We start from the raw sequence: 21176 nt of genomic DNA, 5'->3' as shown, positions 1-21176 counted from the left end.
AGTCGATGTCTTCGTTGGCGTCGAGGCCGTAGCTCACGACGTTGAACCACTTGCCGCTCATGTTGAGCGCCATGCCGTGCGTGAGGTGGCCGCCTTCGGCGAGGCTCATGCCCATGATGGTGTCGCCCGGCTTCAGGACGGCGAAGAACACGCCCTGGTTGGCCTGCGAGCCGGAGTTCGGCTGGACGTTCGCGGCTTCGGCGCCGAACAGCGCCTTGACGCGGTCGATCGCGAGCTGCTCGACGATATCGACGTTTTCGCAGCCGCCGTAATAACGCTTACCGGGATAGCCTTCGGCGTACTTGTTGGTGAGCTGCGAACCCTGCGCGGCCATGACGGCGGGCGAGGTGTAGTTTTCCGACGCGATGAGCTCGATGTGCTCTTCCTGGCGGCGGTTCTCGAGTTCGATCGCGGCGAAGAGTTCGGGATCGACGTTGGCGATGGAAACGGCGCGTTTGAACATGGTTTTCCAGTTTCGGTTTGACGAGGCGGCCGCGATATCGGGCGGTGTAATGGCTCTCAGGTTCCAGCGTGGAGTTGATTGCCCCAGGCCGTGGAGCTATTTAAGAACAAGCGCGCCGGGCGCGATAGAACGATTGCGACAAGGCGCAGGGATGGGTTTCAGGCTTCGCACAGCGCGCTGTCGAGCGCAAGCGGGCGCGTGGTGCGATAAGCGCCCGGCGACGCGTCGAATTCCTTGCGAAATTCGCGTCCGAGATGCGAGGCGTCCGAGAATCCGCACGACATGGCGATATCGGCGACCGTGCGGTCGGAGCCGGTCAGCATCCATGCGGCCATGCGCACGCGCATCTGGCGGCCGTAGACGTTGGGCGATTTGCCGGTCTCGGCAACGAACAGCCGTTCGAGCTGGCGCACGGAGGTATCGACGCGCCGCGCCAGTTCGGTCAGCGAGAGCGGATTCGCGATGTGCTGTTCCATGATGAGAATCGCGCGGCGCACCTTCGGATGCGAAGCGGGATCGAGACCCGGCGGATAGGGTTGGGGCGCGTTGCCGCGCTGCGCATCGTCGACGATCAGGATGCGCTGGGCTTTCTGCACGATCGCCGCGTCGAGATGCCGTAAAAGAATCGCGGCGGCCACGTCGATCGACGCGCGCCCGCCCGAACAGGTGATGCGCGCGCGATCGATCACGAACAGACGGTCGGCGATCAGGTTCGACTCGGGAATCGCGGGAAAGCGCTCGACGAAATCCCAATAGTGAAACCAGCTCACGCAGATCCGGTAGCCGTCCATCACGCCCGCGCGGGCGAGTGCGAATGCGCCCGTGCAGATGCCGACCAGCGTGGCGCCGCTTGCGGCGGCGGCGCGAATGAAGCGATGCGTCGCCTCGCTGGCCGACGGCCCGGAATGCAGCAGACCGCCCACCACCAGCAGGTAATCGAACGTGCCGGCTTCTTCGAAGGTCGTCCACGGCGTGACCTGAATGCCGCAACTGGCGCGAATGGGCGCGAGCGATTCGGCGACGATGGTCCACGAGCAGCGCACGGGGCGGCTCATATCGCCGTCGTCGCTCGCGAGGCGCAGCAGATCGACGAATCCCGAGAACGCGGTCAGCGTGAAATTCGGCAGCAGGACAATGCCGAATCGAATCGGCTGACGCGTTTCGGAATGGAGAGGGGCGATCGGGTGAGACATGGAAAACCGGGGTTAAACGCCGCGATTCAGTGCGGCTGCATCGCGTCGTGTTCGACGGCGACGACGTTGCGGGCCGTGCGGGTACGCAGTCCGAACGTGACGTAATAGAGCACGCCGGGCACGAGCAGGCTCGGAATCCAGCTCACATCCGCGCCGATGAGTTTGGCGAAGTAGCTGTGATAGAACGAGAGGTCCATGAACGGCAGCGTGCTGGCGAAACCGGCGCAATAGATGGCGATGGTCTTGTAGTTGAATGTGCCGTACTGGCCGCGCGCGTCGTACATGTCTTTCACGCTGTATGCGCCGCGGCGCACGAGGTAGTAATCGACGAGATTGATCGAACTCCAGGGCACCAGCACGTAAATCTGCGCGTTGAGAATATCGGCGAAATAGTCGGAGAAGTGATATTGCGTGGCGATTGCGATCCACGTCGAAACGGCGAAGAGCAGAAACAGCACGACGAATTTGGTGGAGCGGCGAATGCGCGTCATGCTGCGAAAGCCGCTGAAAATCGTCACCGACGACATATACGCGCTATACAGGCTCAGCACGTTGAAAACGAGTACGCCGAGCACGATCACAATGAGCGCCGGACGCGCCCAGCCGCCGAACAACGCGGCGATGGCCGTGCCGGGATCGTCGACCACGGAAGTCGACACGGTGGCGAGCACCGCGCCCAGCACCATCACGGCGAGCGAGCCGAGCAGGCCGCCCAGATAGGTGTACCAGAACGTATCGCGAGTACGCACGCTGTCCGGCAGATAGCGCGAATAGTCCGCGACGTAAGGGCCGAAACCGAGCGTCCACGAAGCCGCTTGCGCGACCACGAGATTGAAAGCGCCCACGGAAAAGCCGTGTTTCGCGGTTTGCAGCGTGACGTGCACGTGCGGCGAGAAAAGCAGAATCAGCGCGGTGGCCGCGAAGACGAGAATCGACAGCACCGTCATGGTCGCGCCAAAGCGGTGAATCAGTTCATAGCCGATATAGCTGATCACGAACGTCAGCGCGCCGAATACGATGATCGCGGCATTGTCGGACATCGGGTAAATCGATTTGATCGATTCGCGCATGACCACGCCGTCGGCGGCGACGAACAGCACATAGGCGAGCGTGACAATTACGAGCGGCAATGCCGCGCCATACACGCCGAATTGCGCACGGCTCTGGATCATCTGCGGAATGCCCAGATGCGGCCCTTGCGCGGAATGCGCCGCCATGAAAATCGTGCCGATCACATTGCCCACGACGAGCGCGACGAGCGTCCACGCGAGACTCATGCCCGCGACGATGCCCAGCGTGCCGACCACCAGCGCGGTCACCTGCATATTGGCGCTGAACCAGATCGTAAACAGCCGCTTGGGCGTGCCATAACGCTCGCCATGCGGAATAAATTCGATGCTGCGATTTTCGACATCCATGACGGGGTCTCCCTCCGGGTTGACCGTCACGCGTGCGTGCATGGCGCGCGTGACGGTGTGATGCGCCCACTCTAGGAGAGGCTTTTTTTGGCCACTATCGGATATCGGCAACCCAGGGTCGATACGGAACGCGAGGCGCGGCGCGCGCGGCGCGCAATCAGAGCGCGGAAAAACCGTTGTCCACGAAGAGATGTGCGCCGTTCACGAAACTCGATTCGTCAGACGCAAGAAAGAGCGCGGCGGCGGCCACTTCGGACGGTTCGCAGAGTCGGCCCTGTTGCTGCGCGATCGAGTTTTCCGACACGTCGACGCCCATCGCGCGCAATTGATCGATTTCGCGAATTCCGTGCGGCGTGCGAATGAAACCCGGCGCGATGGCGTTGCAGCGGATGCCGCGTTCGCGGTATTCGATCGCGATCGCGCGCGCGAACATATGGCAGGCGCCCTTGGTGGTGTCGTACAGCACTTCGCCGGGCGTCGCGCACACGGCGGAAATCGACGACGTGCAAATGATCGTGCCCGCCGATTTTTCCAGCATCTGCGGCAGGACCGCCTGCGTCATCAGATACATGCTTTTGACGTTGACGGCCATGAGCCAGTCCCATTCGTCTTCTTCGATATCGAGGAACGGTTTGACGATCAGCGTGCCCGCGTGATTGAACAGCACGTCGGCGGGCCCGAAGGTTTCGCGCGCGGCGGCGACGGCTCGCGCGACGTCCTGTTTGCGCGCGACGTCGGCGCCAAAACCGGCGGCGCTCAATCCTTCGTCGCGCAGTATCGAGGCGAGCGTTTCGGCGGCGTCGCCGTCACGGTCGATGATCGCGACGCGCGCACCTTGTCGCGCGAACAGCATCGAAGCGGCCGCGCCGCATCCTCCCGCACCGCCACTGATGATGGCGACCTTGCCGGCGAGCCGGCCGTCGAGTCGAGCGTTCATGATTCGTTATCCTGTGTTGCATGGCGCATGAGCGCGCCAAGGGCCAGTCGGCGCGACCGCTCGAAAGCGGCGCGGCGTGCGCATCGCAGATTAGATTTCGGCTGAACGCGTGGCTATCGGATTTCGGCAATTGCGGGTTTTCCCCGGGTTTTTCAGGGTATTTTGACGCGCGGGGGATTTCGCTAGAATGGACCGGATAGTGAATGAGTGAATCCATGAATCGCTGATTTCCGAGCCTGATGCGTATGCGCACCGATTCCCGTCTTCTCGCAGAGCTGCCCGAGCGCGCCGTCCAGGCGTCGCGTTCGGTCGCGTTTTGCGCCTTCACGGACGAGGATGAACAGGCCCGCATTTTCAGCGGATGGGATCTCGATTACACGCAGATTTCGCGCGGCGCGTTCAGCGGCTCGTCGTCCATTGCGTCGATAGGCGGTGTGCGTGTGCTGGTCGAACATCTCGACAAGGTCATTCTTCAGCGCGGCTCGGTGCCCGCCGGAAGGATTGCGATTGCGGTGCCGCTCGAACTCGACGGCCACGCACGCATGTGCGGACACGCCAGCGGGCGAGACAGCCTGCACGTGTTTTCGAGCGTGGAGGAATTCGAATTTTTTTCGCCCGATCATCATGTGCTCGCGAACGTCGAGATTGATGTCGATGGAATCGACAGCGACGCGTTGCGCGCATTCGCGGGCTCGCTTGCCGACACCGATATGGCGCCCGTCGTGCCGATGAGCGAAGCCACGGCGCAGCGTTTTCGCGACGTGCTGCGCCACGCGCTGTCGATCACCGTGACGCAGACGGAGCGCGAGCGTGCGATGGCGTTGCAGGGCGCGGTGTTGTCGCTGTTGTCGGAGGTGCTGGAAAACGGCGCACGCGATCAAACGCGCAGCGTTGCGCCGCATGCGAGCCATGCGGCGCTGGTCGCGGCCACGCAGCGTTGTCTGGAGGTGGCCGAAACCTGTCCGCTGTCGATTGCGGAATTGTGCGGACAGCTAGGCGTGAGCCGCAGAACGATTCAGTACGCGTTTCAGCATGTGCTTGATCTGAATCCCGTGGCGTATCTGCGCGCGGTTCGGCTCAATCACGTGCGCCGCGCATTGCGCAGCGGCGATTCGGTGACGGCGGCCGCGACGAAATGGGGCTTTCTGCATCTCGGCAGTTTCGCGCAGGACTATCGCACCATGTTCGGCGAACTGCCTTCGGAGACGGTGCGCCGTTGCCGGCGCGTTTGCGTTTGAATGTCGCGAGGTTTGAATCACGCTTGAATCAGCTTTAATTCAGGCGCAATTGAATCAGGCAAAACTCAGCGGCACATCCAGACCTTCTGGAATCGCATAGTCCGTCATGTGACGGCGCGACAATTCCCAATGCGCTCTCACGAGTTCGCCCGCGCGTTCGGTATCGCGACGCTCGATCGCGGCGATGATTTCATCGTGTTGATCCGCTGCCTGATGCATCTCGTGCTGCATGTTTTCGGTGGCGGGATAGCGATAAAAGGTCTTGCCCAGACGCGCGTGATCGATCAGCAGGCGGCGCAGGCTCGGCATCAGATAGTCGTTCTGCGCCATCGTACCGATTTCGAGGTGGAACTGGTCGTTGTAGAGCACCCGGTTTTCCACGTCGTGCGCGTCGATGGCCTGGCGGAAATGCTTCTGGATGGCGCGCAGTTTCGCGATGTCGGCGGCGGTGGCGTTGGCCGCAGCGAGTTGTGTCGTCGCGACGTAAATCAGCGGCGCGGCCAGGAAAAAGCTGCGCAGCGAGTGATAGTTCATCGACGACACCCGCGCCGCGCGATTGGCTTCCAGCTCGATATAGCCCTCGGCGGCCATCTGGCGCATCAGTTCGCGCACGGGCGGGCGCGAGAGCCCGAATTCCTCGCACAGCGCCAGTTCGTCCACCACGGCGCCCGGCTTCAGTTCCATGCTGACGATGCGGCGGCGCAGGGTTTCGGCTAAAACCGCCTTGCGGTCGATGGGGGCGTTGCTGTCGATCTGGAACTCGTCGGGGCTCGATTTCATGGGGATTCTCTGTCTACCTTTTGTGTACTATAAAGCGACGGACAGAAAATCTCCATATGACGCCTCGGGCGCGGCTTGCTCGACGCTGGCCCGGCCGTCGGTCAAACTCGCTCCCCAATTCGCTTCGATGCCGCTTCAGCGTCGCTTCCGGCTGCTTTGCGCGCGGCTTTGGGTCGGCGAGGGCGCGTGGCGATCCAGCACAGAATCGATCCCGCGCAGACCATCAAGGCGCCGTGCCAGAACGCGTCGGAGAGCGGCGCGTGCAGCAGCGTGGCGGCCAGCGCGGCCGAAATCACCGGAATGAAATACGACGCGCCCGCGAGCACGGTAGCGTTGCCGTGCAGAATGCCGATGTTCCAGGCCGCGTAGCCGAAGCCCATCGCGGCCGCGGCCAGAAACAGATAGATCAGCGCGTGCGTGTCGATGTGCATCGCGCCGCCGCCTTCGAGCCCGTATTTGAGCCACAGCACCACCGAGACGAGCATGAAGAACGGCGTCACGCCGTTCTTGCCGTTCGCGATGCGCGCCGTCACCGTGCAGTACGCGGCCCAGATCAGCGCGCCGCTGAACGCGAGGCCATAGCTCAGCGGGTTGTCCTTGACGTTGCCGAGCATGCCCGCGAGGTCGATGCCCCGATCGCCGCCCAGCACCCAGCCGATGCCGAGCATCGAGAGCACGAAGCCGGGCACGACGAGCAGATTGGCCTTCTGCTTGTTGAAGACGATGGCCGAGACCAGCGTGAAGGTCGGCCACAGATAGTTGACCATGCCGACTTCGATCGCCTGCCGGCCGTTATCGGCATAGCCGATCGAGAGCGAAAGGCACAGTTCGTAGGCGACGAATAGCAGACTTCCCCAGATCAGATAATTTCGCGGAAATTGCCTGAGATTGGGGAAGCCGACGGTCAACACGAGAAAGACGGAGGCCAGCGTGTACATCATGGCGGCGCCGCCGGTCGCGCCCAGACTTTCGCTGACTCCGCGAAGCAGGGCGACGATCGACGCCCACAACATGATTGCAACGAGCCCGATCAGCGTGGCCGTATCCTTTTTCATACCTCGAACCTGCCTTGATAATTCATGTTCCCCACGCGCTCGCCATGGCCGGCAGCGCAAAACCGGCCACGGCGAGCACGCCGAATGCACCTGACCGGTCGTGCGTCAGGCGGGTGTGTGCATTCACGCGGGCGTATCGATCCAGATCGTCTTGATCTCGGTGTATTGATCGTGCGCCCAGATGGACTTGTCCCGGCCGCCGAAACCCGATTCCTTGTAGCCGCCGAACGGCGTCGTGATATCGCCTTCGCCGAAGCAGTTGACGGTCACGACGCCCGCGCGGATTTCGCGCGACAGGCGGATCGCATGTTTCAGGTTGCTGGTGTAGACCGATGCGGCCAGACCATAGACCGAATCGTTTGCGAGGGCGATGGCTTCGTCGATGTCCGTGAACGTCGTGACGGCGAGCACCGGTCCGAAGATCTCTTCCTGGAACAGACGGCTCGTCGAACTCACGCCGTCGACCACGGTCGGCTCGACGAAAATGCCGCGCTCCGTGTCGCCGCCGAAGGCCACGCGCAGTTGCTCCGTCTGTGCCTGCACGAGATACGAGCGGACCTTCTCGAAGTGAGACTGGCTGACCATCGCGCCGATGCGGTGTTCGGGATCGAGCGGATCGCCCATCTTCCATTCTCGCATCTGCACGCCGATGCGTTCGAGCAGCGCGTCCTTGATGTCGGCATGCACGATCAGGCGCGAGGACGCCGAGCAGTTTTCGCCCATGTTCCAGAACGCGCCGTTGACGACGTGTTGCGCAACGGTGTCGAGATCGTCGGCGTCCTTGAGCACCACGGCCGGATTTTTGCCGCCGCACTCTAACACAATCCGCTTCAGATTGGATTCGGCCGCATAGTGCAGGAAGCGCCGGCCCGTGGCGGTGGAGCCGGTGAAGCTGACCATGTCGACGTCCATGTGCAGGCCCAGCGGCTCGCCCACTTCCTGGCCGCCGCCCGGCAGCACGTTGAAAACGCCCGCCGGCACGCCCGCTTCGTGCGCGAGTTCGGCCACGCGCAGCGCCGTGAGCGTGGTTTCCTTCGCGGGCTTCACGACGATCGAGCAACCGGCGGCCAGCGACGGACCGATCTTCCACGCGAGCATCAGCAACGGGAAATTCCACGGCAACACGAGACCGACCACGCCGATCGGCTCGCGCACGACCAGCGAGAGCGCGCCCGATCCGACCGGCGCGGTGGAATCGTAGACCTTGTCGATCAGCTCGGCGTGCCAGCGAATCGTATGGATGGTTTCCGGCACGTCGGTGTTCTGGCACTCGCGGATGGGCTTGCCGCTGTCGAGGCTTTCCATCGTCGCGAGTTCGTGTGCGTTCGCTTCGAGCAGATCGGCGAACTTCAGCAGAATCGACTTGCGCTGCGAGGGCGGCAGGTTGCGCCAGCGGCCGTCGCGATACGCCGCGCGGGCGCAGGCCACGGCGCGATCGACGTCGGCGGCGTTGCAGGCGGCGATGTGCGCGAGCACCTCGTTCGTGGCCGGGTTCGTGGTGGCGAACGTCGCGCCCGACACCGAAGGCTGGAACGCGCCGTCGATGAACGCCTCGGTCGGCAAGGTCAGCCGCGCGGCCAGCGCGGCGTATTCCTGAGCGGAGAGCAGATCGGCCATCAGCCCTGGCCTCCGGTCACGGCCGCCACTTCGCGCTTGAGCGCCGTGACGATGGTGTGCAGGCGCTGCTTCTCGTCGTCGTTGAGACCCTTGAGCGGCGCGCGCACGCCGCCGCTGCGCAAGCCGATGATCTCGCAGCCGTGCTTGATCGACTGCACGAACTTGCCTTCTTCGAGGAAGTCCATCAGCGGCAGCATCGCGGACATGATGCGGCGGCCCTTGTTGAAATCGTTTTCCACGGCGCACGCCTGGTACAGCGCGATGTGCTCGGCGGGCAGGAAGTTCGAACCGGCGCAGACCCAGCTGCGCGCGCCCCATGCGAAGAATTCCAGCGCCTGATCGTCCCAGCCGCACGACACGGACAGAGCCGGGAACTCGCGCGCCAGCATGTGCAGTTGACCCGTCTGGCCCGAGCTTTCCTTGATCGCGACGAAGTTCTTCGACGCCTTCGTGACGATGTCGAAGAATTCGCGGCCCATCGAAACGCTCATGCGACCGGGGTAGTTGTACAGCATGATCGGCAGATCGGCGGCGCGGTCGATCGTGAGCGCGTGTTCGGCGTTTTCCTGCTCGGTCGGCAGCGCGTAGGGCGGCGAGCCGACCAGGATCGCATCGGCCTTGATCGCCTTCGCGGCCTTCGCGTATTCGACCGAATCTTCCGTGCGCACGGCGCCTGTGCCGATGATCAGCGCGGTGCGCGAGCCGATCACTTCCTTCGCGAGCTTGCCCAGATCGAAGCGTTCCTGCGCGGTGTGCGCGTAGTACTCGCCCGTCGAACCGCCGATGATGATGCCGTGCACGCCCGCCGCGATCAGCGATTCGAGCACTTCGCCAAAGGCTTTGTTGTCGATCTGTCCGGCGGCGTCGAGGGGCGTGATGGCCGGGGTGTAGATGCCTTCGAATTTCATGATGACTTTTTCCGTGAAGATTGAAATGAGGGAGCGTCGGATCGACGGGTTCAGTGATTGAGCGAAGCGGCTTCCTGCAGGCTCAACGAACGCGTTTCAGGCGCGAGCGCAAGCGAGGCAGCAAGACCGACGAAGGACACGGCCGCGGCCGCATACATGGTGTTGCCGATGCCGATGCTGTTCAGCGCGATCGGCACGAGCCAGGTGCCGATCGCCGCGCCGATGCGCGAGAGCGAAGCGCCCATGCCCACTGCGAAGGCGCGGATATCGGTCGGGAAAATTTCGTTGGGGTAGACGAGTTGCAGCACCTGTGCGCCGCCGATCAGCACCGCATACGCGCCGAACAACACGAGAATCAGAATGGCCGAGCCGCTCGAGCACGCGCCGAGCGCGAGCAGCGCCAGCGCCGACCACAGGAAACTGTGGATCACCATCGCGCGGCGGCCCAGCACATTGATGACGCGCGTGGCGATGATGCAACCGACCACGAACAGCAGCGTGATGGCGACCGAGCCGAGCGATTCCCAGCGGCCGGTCAGATTGAGCGCTTCGAGCACGCGCGGCGCGAACGAATAGACCGCGAACACAGGAATCACCGAGCAGCTCCAGAACAGCGTGACGAACAACATGCGCTTGCCGTAGCCGGAGTGCAGCAGCGACCAGAGCGAGATCTTCTTTTCGGCTTTTTCTTCAGGCAGATTGTTCAGCGAGAAGTCGGGGCCGTAGACCTTCTTGATGATCGCTTCGGCTTCGGCCTTGCGTCCCTTGCTGAGCAGCCAGCGCGGCGACTCGGGCGTGCCGATGCGCACGACGAACAGCGCGATGCCGATCACGGCGGGACTCGCGAGCACCCAGCGCCACGCATCGTGCGCGCCGCTGCTGAGAATCAGGTTGCCGACGATATACGCGAGCGCCGCGCCGAGGAACCAGATGATCGTCAGCATCGCGAGGCGCGGGCCGCGATATTTGCGCGGCATGAACTCGACCAGCAGCGAACCGGCCACCGGATACTCGATCCCCACGCCGATGCCGATCAGGAAGCGCAGGAAGAACAGCGCTTCGCCGGATTGCACCCAAAACTGCGCGAGCGAGCACACGAAGAAGATAACGGGCCCGAAAAAATAGGGCTTCTGGCGGCCGAGCCGGTCGGACAGCCAGCCGCCCGCGAAACCGCCCACGAAGATGCCGATCAGCGCCGAAGCGGCCACCATGCCTTCCCAGAAACTGGTCAGACCGAGCGCCGAGGAAAACTGCACCATCGCCACGCCGATGATGCTCAGGACGTAACCATCCATGAGCCAGCCGCCGCTCGAACGGATGGTCAGCAACTGATGGAATCCATTGAGCGGGACGTCCTCGATGGACACATGATTGTTCGACATTGCCAGTCTCCTTCCATGAAATGGGACGCAATGATTCGTTATACGAATCATGTTTTCCGCGTCCTGTGCTTCGTATAAGGTGCGATCGGTCTATGTGCTGATGTGCCGTTTATCGCGTTGCTTCGCGGTCGATATGCGAATCAGGGTGCAAATCAGGCAGCCAATCAGGCTTCGAGTCCTGCCTTGCGCTGGCCCCACCAGAGCGTTGCGTTCACGCCCACCGAGAGGAACGGCTCGGGCGGCGCCTTGTTGGGGCCGGACGTATCGAGCAGGAAATTCGTCAGTTCATTGGGCTTGCCCGCGAGCCAGTCGGCGAGCAGCGTGCCCGTGACCGTGCCGCGTGTGATGCCGAGTCCGTTGCAGCACAGCGCGCCGTAGACGTTCGGCGCGAGTTGCCCGAAAAAGCCTTTGTGATTCTGCGAAAGCGCGAGCGAACCACTCCAGGTGTACTCGAAATCGACCTGCGGCAACATCGGGAAACGCCGTTCGAACGACAGGCGATGACGTTGCGCGAAGCGGTCGAGATAGGGCTCTTTAGGACGGCCGTCGGGATTGAACGAGAAGCTGTTGCGCACGAGGATGCGGTTGTCGTGCGTGCGGCGCAGCGTGCTGCCGAACGGGTCGGCGGGAATCACGCCCCAGACCGGCTTGCCGCCGAGTTCGGCCTGCTCCGCGGCGGTCAGCGGCCGCGTGAGGCTCGCGTAGAGAAACACCGGCAGCATCGTGCGCGCGAGGAAGCCGAAGCGCATGCCGAACGCGTTGTTCGCGAGCACCAGCTTGTCGGCCACGATGCGGCCGTTGCGATGCGCGAGCACGATCTTCTCGCCGTAATCGACGTCGGTGATCGCGGTGCCTTCGTAGAGCGTGACGTTGGGCGGCAGGCAATCGGCGAGACCCTTGACGAGACCCGAAGGCTGCACGAGCACCGTGCCCGGCGTGAACAGCGCCTTGCGATAGAACGACGTGCCGATATGTTCGGGCAGCGCCGCGCCGTCGATCACCTGATACGGCTGGCCCAGTTTGTCGAGTCCTCGGCGATACGCGTCGAGCACGGCCACGCCGCGTTCTTCCACGGCCGCCTGGTATTTGCCGGACGCGGTCATATGGCAGTCGATGCCGTGCTCGTCCACCAGTTCGCGCAGGATGGTCTGGCCGAGCAGGTTGAGCTTGAGCGTGGTGCGGGCGGTGTCGATGTCGCCGATGTAATCGTCCGCGCCGATGTCGTGCGGCAGGTCGATCGCGAAACCGGCATTGCGCCCCGAGGTGCCGAAACCGACCTCCTGGGCGTCGATCAGCACGATTTCGTCGTCGGGGAAATTCAGGGCGAGCTGCCGGGCGGCGGCCAGACCGGTGAAACCGGCGCCGATGATCGCCCAGCGAGCCGTCGATTCTCCCTTGTGGCCCGGCCTGGGAGTGCGCGCGCGACTCGTGTGATACCAGCCACACATCTTGTCGTCCGCGGGGAGCGAGGTAACGGTTTGCATTGCTAATTCCAATATCGCTTTTGAAACCCACTGCACCTTCGGGTGATCGCGCACCGGATGCATGCGCTGCCCCTCGGGGCCGTACAGCGCGACGGCGTCTTCCAGACCGTCGGTTGGACTCGGTATTCTGTCGTCCAACATTGCTGTATACAAATTGTAGACGGAGTATAGGTTTGAATAAGACTGAACCAGAATAAGGGTTTACGCTCTGCGATTGCGCATCGAAGACGGGGCGGGCGACGCCGGAATCGGCCGAGGGTTTTCCCTTGGCTCAGACGGCGGAAGAGGAGGGCAAGGCAGGCCAGGCAAGGCGGCGAGCGCAAGCCGCAGGCGGGAACGCGCTGTCGCGACCGTTATAGGGACGGTCGGAACGGTTCTATATCCGGCGTTATTGGCTCGGGATGATGAAGGCGATCAAAGGCGATTGGCCGACGATGTCCCCGACAAAAACACGGAGGAAGACAGATGCGACAGATTGAAAGGCAAGCCGGTTTGATCGATGCCGCGCCAGCTGGTTACGCGGAACCGGGCCGTAGCGCTGGCGCGAGTCCTGGCTCGCATCGGCTTTCCGACGGGCTCAAGCAGCGGCACGTGGTGATGCTGTCGATCGGCGGCAGCATCGGCGCGGGGCTGTTCGTCGGTTCGGGCCACGCGATTGCGGAAGCCGGGCCCGCCGCCGTGCTCGCCTATGTGTTCGGCAGCCTGCTGGTCGTGACGGTGATGCGCATGCTCGGCGAGATGGCCTGCGCGATACCCGATTCCGGCTCGTTCTCCACCTATGCCGACAAGGCGATCGGCTCATGGGCCGGCTTCACGATCGGCTGGATGTACTGGTGGTTCTGGGTGCTGGTGGTGCCGCTCGAAGCGACGGCCGCCGCGCACATTCTCAACGGCTGGGTGCCCGACGTGCCGGTCTGGCAGATCTCGGTGCTGGTGACAGCGGCGCTCACGGTCGCGAACCTCGCGAGCGTCAAGAATTACGGCGAACTGGAGTTCTGGTTCGCGATCATCAAGGTGGCCGGCATTCTGCTGTTTATCGGCTGCGGGATTGCGGCGATCTCGGGGCTGATGCCGTCCGTCCACCTCACGCCGTGGCACACGCTGACCGGTCACGGCGGATTCATGCCGCGCGGCATGGCGCCGATCGTCGGTGCCTTGCTGACGACGATGTTCACGTTCCTCGGCACCGAAGTGGTCACGATCGCCGCGGCGGAATCGGAAAATCCCGCGCGAGAAATTGGCCGCGCGATTACCTCGGTGGTCTGGCGGATTTCGCTGTTCTATATCGGCTCGGTGCTCGTCATCATCTGCACGGTGCCGTGGAACGACGCCGATCTGACGGGTCTCGGCGCGTATCAGGCCGTGCTGCGCAGCTTCCATATTCCCTACGCACGACTGATTACCGATGGCCTTATTATGGTCGCGGTCGGCAGCTGTCTGAACTCGGCGCTGTATACGGCTTCGCGCATGATGTATTCGCTCGGCCGCCGCGAGCAGGCGCCGCGCTTCGTCACGCGCACGACCGCGAGCGGCGTGCCGGCGCGCGCCGTGATGGCGTCGAGTCTCGTGGCGTTCGTGGCGTGCGGTGCGAATTATCTCGCGCCGAAATACGTCTTCGACGCCTTGCTGTCGACGACCGGCGCGATCGCGCTGCTGGTGTATCTCGTGATTGCTGTGAGCCAGTTGCGTCTGCGTCAGCAACTCGTGTCCGCCGGGCCGTTGAAGGTGCGGATGTGGCTGCACCCGTTTCTCGGCGTGCTGGTCGTTGCGCTGATCTGCGGCGCCTTCGTGGTGATGGTGCTCAGCGAGGATCATCGCGGCGAAGTGATCGCCACGCTGGGATGTTGCGTGGCGCTCGCGGCGGTGGGTTATCTGCGTCAGCGGCGCGCTTGATTCACGACGTCCTCGCCCGTTTGCGTGCGCGGGCGAGGTCGCCGAACGTGTCTTGCGATGTCGCGTGATTGCGCGTTCAACGATCGGATTGCAGCGCCGGCAGTTCGTCGTAGCGTTTCAGGCGATAGATGAGGAACGACACCACCCACGCAAAAATAAACACGCCGATGATGATGAAGCCGAGGTTGTTGAAGTTGTCGTTGAGGCTGCCGATCACATTCCAGAAGCCGCCCTTGAGGTCGAATTGATCGGCGAGCAGACCGAGCGTTTCAATCCCGCCGATGAGCACCGCGACCGCGACGGAAACGAGCGTGATCGTGAGGTTGTAATAGAGCTTGCGGATGGGGCGCACGAAAGCCCAGTCGTAGGCGCCGAGCATCAGGATGCCGTCGGTCGTATCGACGAGCGACATGCCCGCCGCGAACAGCACCGGAAACACGAGCACCACGCCCATCGACACGCCTTGCGCCGCCTGGCTCGCGGAAATGCCCAGCAGGCTTACTTCGGTCGCGGTGTCGAAGCCGAGTCCGAACAGAAAGCCGAGCGGCAGCATCCACAGCGGTCGCGACACGAGGCGAAACAGCGGGCGGAACAGGCGCGAAAGCAGACCGCGGCTGTTCAGCAGCAGATCGAGATCGTCGTGGTCGTAGCGTTCGCCGCGCCGGACCTTGCCGAACGCGCGCCACACGCCGCGCAGAATGACGATGTTCATCGCGGCGATCAGAAACAGAAACAGCGCGGAGACGCTCGTCGAAATGACGCCGCCGATATCTTTCCACGCCTCGAAGCGGCTTTCGAGCGCGGCCGCTGTCGCCGCGACGGCAATCGCCACGAGCAGCACGACGGCCGAGTGACCGAGCGCGAAAAAGAAGCCCACGGAAACCGGGCGCTGACCGTCCTGCATCAGCTTGCGGGTGACGTTGTCGATGGCGGCGATATGGTCGGCGTCGACGGCGTGACGCAAGCCGAAACCATAGGCGAGCAGGCCGGTGCCGAGCAGCAGCGGATGCGCGTGAAAAGCGATGAACGCCCAGATCCATGCGCCGATATTGAATACCGCGAGCACGGCGTAAATGCCGGCGACGCGGCGGCGAAGGGCTCCCGGCGCAGCGGCCGTTTCGAGAGCGATGGACATGTGACAGATCCTGAGGTCGGGGCTGTCCTGCAACGGCACACCGCGCGAAGCGGTGGTTTGCGCATTGGGACACCCCGCCCGTTGCGGCTGCATGGACCTCGGTCGATGGCAGGTCTCCTGGCTTGCGGGTCAGGATTCGCGTGCCGGCCTTCCCGGTTTCCCAGTGGCGCTATATGGCGCGAACTCGCCGCTCACAGTTGCGGGGGCAGCCGCAGACTCGACGCAAGGCGTCGTCACTGCGTTCCCTTTTGATCCCGTCGCCGGGAACCATCAGCGCGCAAGCGTAAAGGGCGGATAGGCGGGACGTCAATTGCTCGCGGGAAAAAAGCGCTGATTTAACGGCGAGGCATTCGACGGCCTTTCCGTTGCGCATGCATTGAAAGCGGCGCGCAATCTTTCTTTCGGCGGCCTGTTGCTTATTGCTTGCGGCTTGCCGATTGAACCGGCGACGTCAAGCCTCGCGCCCGGCGAGATCGATCATCCATTGCCCGAAGGCCACGACGGCTTCGTCGCGCGCGCGTTCGGCGTTGATCACCAGCGTGTAGTCGGGCGCGCGCCATGCCGGCGCGGCAATCGGGCAGACCAGCCGCCCGGCGGCGATGTCCCGCGCGATCAGCGGCAGCGACGCGAGCGCGACGCCGAGGCCTTCGATCGCGCTCGCAAGCTGCAGATAGGTGTGGTCGAGTTCGATCTCGCGATGCGGCTGCAGATCCGCCGCGCCCGCTTCGCGCAGCCAGTTCGACCATGCAGACCGTGTGGTGCTCGAATGCAGCAAGGTGTGGTGACGCAGGTCCGCCGCTTCGCGAATCGGATGCCGATGCAGAAGCGCCGGGCTGCATGCGGGCAGCCGCACGTCGGCCATCAGCGTACGCGTGATGACGCCGTCGCCGTGTTCCGGTCCGGAGCGCACGCCGATATCGAATGCCTGGCCGATATAGCGCAATTTGCGCGAAGTCGTGGAGAGCCGCAGATCGATCTCGGGATAGCGGCCGTGGAAATCTTCCAGACGCGGCAGTAGCCATCCGAGTGCAAAGCTGGGCTGCACGTTCACGCGCACGATGCCCGACACGCGGACCGGCACGTCATGGCGGCGCAAGCGGCTGGCGGCGCTGGCGAGCCGCTCGAACGTGCTGCTCACGTCGCCGAGCAGCGCGGCGCCTTCGTCGGTCAGGACCACGCCGCGCGCGCGGCGCTCGAACAGCGGCACGCCGAACCAGTCCTCCAGCAGACGGATCTGCTTGCCGACCGCCCAGTGCGTGACGTGCAGGCTCGCCGCCGCCGCGGTCAGACTGCCATGCTGCGCGACGGCCTCGAAATAGCGAAGCGCATTGAGCGGCGGAAGCTTTTCGCCGCTCCCCGGCGTGTTTCTGGCTCGCGTCATGATGTGACTTTAATTCTCATCTGCGGCGATATTAACTCATTTGATATATGCTGCCGCCGAACCTACGATTGTCATAATTGTGGCGATCCAGCCCACGAATTTCCGCCTATTCCTGTCAGTCTTCATTCATCGAGGGGCGCATGCGCTTCAACTTGTTTTCCGTGTCAACAGCGTTGACGTCGTCATACCGGACGGATCGTCAGCCATGACGGGATATCTGCTGGTTCTGATCGTCGGCGTGATGGCGGGAACGCTCAGCGGCATCATCGGCACCGGTTCGTCGATGATGCTCATGCCGCTGCTCGTCTTCTTTTTCGGGCCGCAACAGGCCGTGCCGATCATGGCGATCGGCGCCGTCATGGGCAACCTCGGCAGGGTGTGCGCCTGGCGAAACGAGATCGACTGGAAGGCGTTCGGCGCGTATTGCTCAACGGCCGTGCCGGGCGCGGCGCTCGGCGTGCATACGCTGCTGGCGCTGCCCGCGCATTTCGTCGACGTCGCGCTCGGCGTGTTCTTTATCGCGATGATCCCAACGCGTCGCTGGCTCGCGCGTCGCGCGGTGAAGATCCAACTCTGGCAACTGGCGCTGATCGGCGGTCCGGTGGGATTTCTCACGGGCATCGTCGTCTCGACGGGGCCGATCACCGTGCCGGTGTTCACGTCCTATGGACTCGAACGCGGGGCGTTTCTCGCCACGGAGGCCGCCGGATCGCTGGCCGTTTACGCGACCAAGATCGTGGCGTTCAAGACGTTCGGCGCGCTGCCGCTGAGCGTGTGGAGCAAAGGGCTGATCGTCGGCGCGGCGTTGATGTCGGGATCGTTCTTCGCGAGAAGCCTGGTTATCCGAATGAAACCGTCGACGTTCCGATGGCTCGTCGACGGGTTGATGCTGGCGTCCGGCAGTTCGCTGTTGTGGGCGGCGGTGATGCGGTAGCGGGACGACGTGTGGCGCGGGTTGAGTTATCCGCGTCCGCGTGGCTCGACGGTCAACGCCGCCATCGCCGACCAGTCCCGATCGCCCATGCCCGCCTGCACGGCTTCGGCCATCCGCCCATGGACGGCGGCGAGCATCGGCAGCGAGCGGCCGGCCTGCGCCGCCGCTTCGGTGGCGAGGCGAAGGTCCTTCAAGCCGAGCGAGGCCTTGAAGCCCGGCCGATACTCGTTGCGAATGATGTTGGCCGAATAGGTCCGGTAAGGCCGGCTGTCGAACAGCGTGCCGAGGATCAACTCGAAGAAGCGTTCTCGCGCGAGTCCGTTCGTTTCGGTGAGCGCGACCGCTTCGGCCATGGCTTCGATCGCCATGGTGATCATCATGTTGCAGGCGATTTTGGCGGCGTAGGCCGTGGGCGGCGCGTCGCCCATGTGCCAGATCTGCTTGCCGATGACTTCCAGCGCCGGCCTGACTTTCTCCAGCGCAGTGGGCGCGCCGGCGGCGAGCACGTTGAGTTCGCCCCGCGCGGCGACGTCCGGACGGCCGAGCACGGGCGCCGCCACATAGGCGACGTTGGCTGCGCGATGCAGCGCCACCAGCTCGTGCGCGAACGCCACCGAGATGGTCGACGCCACCACATGCACAAGGCCGGCGCGCGCCTCATGCAGCGACTGCGTATCGAGCAGGACGTCACGGATGGCGTCGTCGTCGGCGAGCATCGTCAGGGCCATGTCGGCTTGCAACGCCTGTGCGGGCGTCTCGACCCTGCGTACGCCGTCGATATGGCCGCCCGAACGATTCCACGCGATAACGCGGTGCCCGGCCGCAACCAGATTGCGGGCGATTTCAGTGCCCATCGCACCGAGGCCAATCATGCCGATATCCATTTGATGCTTCTCCATGTGAATGCCTTCGCAGACGGGCGGTCCCGGTTCATTCAGCAGCGTCCGACGGTCCTTCCGTGTGTTCGATGAGCCAGTTCAGCACCGGCGCGAGCGCCGCGTCGGAGTTCTTCTCGTAGATCAGCCCGTGGCCGTTGCCGAATACGCCGTGGTCGGGAAGATGCAGCACTTCGGCCGCGCTGCCCGCCGCCTTGAGCTGTTCGATGGCGGGATGACTGGCGGCGGCGAAGGCGGAGGCCTCGGCCGTCACGGCGACGATCGGCAAACCGGCGAGCGCAGGCAGCGTGTGCGCGCCGGGCGCCGCCGCACGCAGCGCTTCCGGCGAGGCGACGCTCGGCGCCCAGTTCAGCGGCGCTGCGGCGAGTCCCCACGTCAATGTGCCGATATTGGGGATCTCCGCGAAAGGCGGCCCCATCGGCTCGACGGCGACGATCGCTTTCACGAGACCGGGACGGCGATCGGCCACGAGCCAGCCGACTGGCCCGGACGCCGAGTGCGTCAGCAGAATCGCCGGGCCGATGCGGTCCAGCAGCTTCGCGATGCGATCGGCTTCCATGTCCTCGGAGACGGCGAGATCGGCGGGAAGCGGACCATAGCCGGCGATGAATGCGTCCATCGCGGCTTCGTCGTCGCGCTCGAACGGCCATTGCGTGTGCATGCCTTCGTATTCGTGCGGGAAGTAGATATGGCGGCCGTGCTCGTAGGAGAACGGCGGCCCCATCGGCCCCATCGTCTCGACGTGGAAGGGGGAGCGCCCCTGCCCCGGACGGTCGGCGACGAGCACGGCATAACCGGCTTCGACGAGGCGCTGCGCCCAGCCGGGCCGGCCATCCGGCGTATCGAACCATTCGGTGCCCTGAAAGCCGCCGCCGTGCAGCAGCACGATTGGCCAGGGGCGCGTGACCCGCTCCGGCGCTTCCCATTCGACGAACAGCGGACCGCATTGGTAGGTCTCGCCGTGTCGTTCGATACGGTTGCCCGGAATCCACAGATGACCGCGGCGCACGGTGCGCGCGGCGGTGTTGTTCCAGAAGGCCAAGGTCAAACTCCTGCCGTTGAGGTGAGGTGGCGCGATGGCGCGCGAGGGATGCGAAAACGTGCGTGCCTGGTCAGAGCGGGACGACACGTGCGCGTGTGGGCGCGAGATCGGTAAAGGCCGTGACGTCCGCCATGACCTCCGCCGTTTCCGGGGCGCCGAACGCGGCATCAATATCCGCCTCGTCGCGAAAACGGCATTCGCAGATCACGAGCGTGCCGCCGCCTTCGAGCGCCTCGGTCTGCGCGGGAAAGAAAGCCGCGACATGCTCGAGGCCGTAGCGTTGCCAGGCCGCCATGACGAGCGGCAGGTGATGTTCGACGTAATAACGCCGGTCGAATCGGTCGTTCGGCGTGCCCGTATAGCTGACGTACACGGTGGATGAGGGGATCTGCGACATGACGGACTCCGTTGTGCCGGATGGTTCGGGCGTGACAACACGCGACGGAACGCAGTCTCGCAAATTCATTTATGTTCGACAATCCAATAAAATGAACAACTTCCGTTCATTTTTGTGGGTTCATGGCGATGGAGTGGAGCGACGTCAGGATATTTCTCGCGATTGCGCGCACAGGCACGCTCGGCGCTGCCGCTCGCGCGCTGAATCTCAGTCATCCGACCATCGGGCGGCGGTTGCGCGCGCTCGAGGAATCGATGGGGCAGGTGCTGTTTCAGCGCACGGCAGACGGCTTCGTGCTGACCGCCGAGGGCACGGGCATCCTGCCGCTCGCCGAGCAGATGGAGGAGAGCGCGTTGACGATGGAGCGGCGGCTGACCGGCGAGCAGCAGAAGCTGGAGGGGACGCTCAAGGTGTCGTCGGCCGACTGGTTCGGCGCGTATGTGCTGCCGCCCGTGCTGGCGGACTATTCGCGCGACTATCCGCTGGTGGAAATCGAGGTGCTGACGGGCACGCGCCTGTTCAATCTGGCGCAGCGCGAAGCCGACGTCGCGTTTCGCATCGTTCCGTTCAACGGGCCCGATATCGTGCAGCGACGCTTGACGCGGATGCGATACGGCGTCTACGTGGCCGCGACGAGCGCCGACCCCGTGGAAGGCGATGGCGCGGGGCAGCGCCTGATCGCCATGGATACGTCGACCGGCAGCTTTCCGGATATCGACTGGCTAAAGCAACGCTTCCCCAACGCGAACGTGGTGTTGCAGTCGAATAACCGCAACGTTCAGGCGCAGATGTGCGGCCAGGGCGTGGGCATTGCGGTGCTGCCGCGGCCCGTCGGCGATCAGTTGAGTTCGATTCGCCGGCTCGAATTGAGCGACGAGCCGCCGCAACGGGAGATCTGGATGGGCTATCACCGCGATCTTCGTCGGCTGCATCGTCTACGCGCGTTCGTCGATCTCGCGGTTCAGCATCTTGCCGATTGAATGCCCGTTTGACGATGGAAGGGTCGTGCGCATGAACTCGCCG

General features: G+C 63.8%; 18 protein-coding genes, 1 pseudogene and 1 riboswitch. Of the genes and pseudogenes, 4 read left to right on the top strand and 15 right to left on the bottom strand.

The genetic code is table 11. The features are described 5' to 3' along the window. The 4 genes and pseudogenes from glyA to G3N97_RS01505 form a co-directional block, all read right to left on the bottom strand. A pseudogene (gene glyA, locus G3N97_RS01520) lies at positions 1–463 on the bottom strand (serine hydroxymethyltransferase); the annotation flags it as partial. A gap of 158 nt (positions 464–621) precedes the next feature. Next, complete coding sequence (locus G3N97_RS01515; RefSeq protein ID WP_205991571.1) at positions 622–1656, bottom strand: GlxA family transcriptional regulator; 1035 nt, start codon at positions 1654–1656, stop codon at positions 622–624. Positions 1657–1682: 26 nt separating this feature from the next. Then, a complete protein-coding gene (locus G3N97_RS01510) occupies positions 1683–3074 on the bottom strand; it encodes a cytosine permease (RefSeq protein WP_205991570.1) in 1392 nt (463 codons plus the stop codon). Positions 3075–3231: 157 nt separating this feature from the next. Then, positions 3232–4011, bottom strand: coding sequence for an SDR family oxidoreductase (locus G3N97_RS01505; protein ID WP_205991569.1), 780 nt, complete (start codon positions 4009–4011; stop codon positions 3232–3234). 245 nt (positions 4012–4256) lie between these two features. Between G3N97_RS01505 and G3N97_RS01500 the strand changes: the two genes are divergently transcribed. Next, a complete protein-coding gene (locus tag G3N97_RS01500) occupies positions 4257–5249 on the top strand; it encodes a helix-turn-helix domain-containing protein (RefSeq protein WP_205991568.1) in 993 nt (330 codons plus the stop codon). Between the two features lie 54 nt (positions 5250–5303). Here G3N97_RS01500 and G3N97_RS01495 read toward each other — a convergent pair whose 3' ends face one another. The 6 genes from G3N97_RS01495 to G3N97_RS01470 all read right to left on the bottom strand — a co-directional run bounded on the left by G3N97_RS01495 (position 5304) and on the right by G3N97_RS01470 (position 12475). After that, entirely contained in the window at positions 5304–6029 is a 726-nt protein-coding gene (locus G3N97_RS01495; RefSeq protein ID WP_205991567.1) for a GntR family transcriptional regulator, read from the bottom strand. Positions 6030–6130: 101 nt separating this feature from the next. After that, on the bottom strand, positions 6131–7084 hold the full coding sequence (yddG, locus tag G3N97_RS01490; RefSeq protein ID WP_205991566.1) for an aromatic amino acid DMT transporter YddG: 954 nt from the start codon (positions 7082–7084) through the stop codon (positions 6131–6133). Between the two features lie 123 nt (positions 7085–7207). After that, positions 7208–8701 carry an aldehyde dehydrogenase gene (locus G3N97_RS01485; protein ID WP_205991565.1) on the bottom strand — a complete coding sequence of 498 codons (1494 nt, stop codon included), beginning with the start codon at positions 8699–8701 and terminating at the stop codon, positions 7208–7210. Continuing rightward, positions 8701–9609, bottom strand: a complete 909-nt coding sequence (locus tag G3N97_RS01480) for a dihydrodipicolinate synthase family protein (RefSeq protein ID WP_205991564.1) — start codon at positions 9607–9609, stop codon at positions 8701–8703. The genes G3N97_RS01485 and G3N97_RS01480 overlap by 1 nt, the downstream gene beginning before the upstream one ends. 50 nt (positions 9610–9659) lie before the next feature. Beyond that, positions 9660–10991, bottom strand: coding sequence for an MFS transporter (locus G3N97_RS01475; RefSeq protein WP_205991563.1), 1332 nt, complete (start codon positions 10989–10991; stop codon positions 9660–9662). Positions 10992–11155: 164 nt separating this feature from the next. After that, entirely contained in the window at positions 11156–12475 is a 1320-nt protein-coding gene (locus tag G3N97_RS01470; protein WP_205991562.1) for an FAD-binding oxidoreductase, read from the bottom strand. A 465-nt stretch (positions 12476–12940) separates the two neighbouring features. Here G3N97_RS01470 and G3N97_RS01465 point away from each other — a divergent pair, with 465 nt between their 5' ends. Continuing rightward, complete coding sequence (locus tag G3N97_RS01465; RefSeq protein ID WP_205991561.1) at positions 12941–14368, top strand: amino acid permease; 1428 nt, start codon at positions 12941–12943, stop codon at positions 14366–14368. Between the two features lie 76 nt (positions 14369–14444). On the opposite strand, the gene G3N97_RS01460 is transcribed toward G3N97_RS01465, so the two are convergent. Next, positions 14445–15503 carry a HoxN/HupN/NixA family nickel/cobalt transporter gene (locus G3N97_RS01460; RefSeq protein ID WP_205991560.1) on the bottom strand — a complete coding sequence of 353 codons (1059 nt, stop codon included), beginning with the start codon at positions 15501–15503 and terminating at the stop codon, positions 14445–14447. 89 nt (positions 15504–15592) lie between these two features. Continuing rightward, a riboswitch (cobalamin riboswitch) is annotated at positions 15593–15790 on the bottom strand. 164 nt (positions 15791–15954) lie between these two features. After that, a complete protein-coding gene (locus G3N97_RS01455) occupies positions 15955–16884 on the bottom strand; it encodes a LysR substrate-binding domain-containing protein (protein ID WP_205991559.1) in 930 nt (309 codons plus the stop codon). A 205-nt stretch (positions 16885–17089) separates the two neighbouring features. Here G3N97_RS01455 and G3N97_RS01450 point away from each other — a divergent pair, with 205 nt between their 5' ends. Next, on the top strand, positions 17090–17818 hold the full coding sequence (locus tag G3N97_RS01450; protein ID WP_205991558.1) for a sulfite exporter TauE/SafE family protein: 729 nt from the start codon (positions 17090–17092) through the stop codon (positions 17816–17818). Positions 17819–17844: 26 nt separating this feature from the next. Here the strand turns inward: G3N97_RS01450 and G3N97_RS01445 are convergent, their stop codons facing one another. The 3 genes from G3N97_RS01445 to G3N97_RS01435 all read right to left on the bottom strand — a co-directional run bounded on the left by G3N97_RS01445 (position 17845) and on the right by G3N97_RS01435 (position 20153). After that, a complete protein-coding gene (locus G3N97_RS01445; RefSeq protein WP_205991557.1) occupies positions 17845–18702 on the bottom strand; it encodes an NAD(P)-dependent oxidoreductase in 858 nt (285 codons plus the stop codon). Positions 18703–18748: 46 nt separating this feature from the next. Continuing rightward, on the bottom strand, positions 18749–19756 hold the full coding sequence (locus G3N97_RS01440; protein WP_205991556.1) for an alpha/beta fold hydrolase: 1008 nt from the start codon (positions 19754–19756) through the stop codon (positions 18749–18751). A gap of 70 nt (positions 19757–19826) precedes the next feature. Then, positions 19827–20153, bottom strand: coding sequence for an EthD family reductase (locus G3N97_RS01435; RefSeq protein WP_205991555.1), 327 nt, complete (start codon positions 20151–20153; stop codon positions 19827–19829). A 128-nt stretch (positions 20154–20281) separates the two neighbouring features. On the opposite strand from G3N97_RS01435, the gene G3N97_RS01430 reads away from it, so the two are divergent. Beyond that, positions 20282–21133 (top strand): LysR family transcriptional regulator, encoded by an 852-nt coding sequence (locus G3N97_RS01430; RefSeq protein ID WP_205991577.1) that lies wholly within the window; start codon positions 20282–20284, stop codon positions 21131–21133. Positions 21134–21176: the final 43 nt, after the last annotated feature.

This window comes from Paraburkholderia sp. Ac-20347 (assembly GCF_017104805.1).
Taxonomy (GTDB): Bacteria; Pseudomonadota; Gammaproteobacteria; order Burkholderiales; family Burkholderiaceae; genus Paraburkholderia; species Paraburkholderia tropica.
This window is presented reverse-complemented; position numbering and strand designations above follow the sequence as displayed.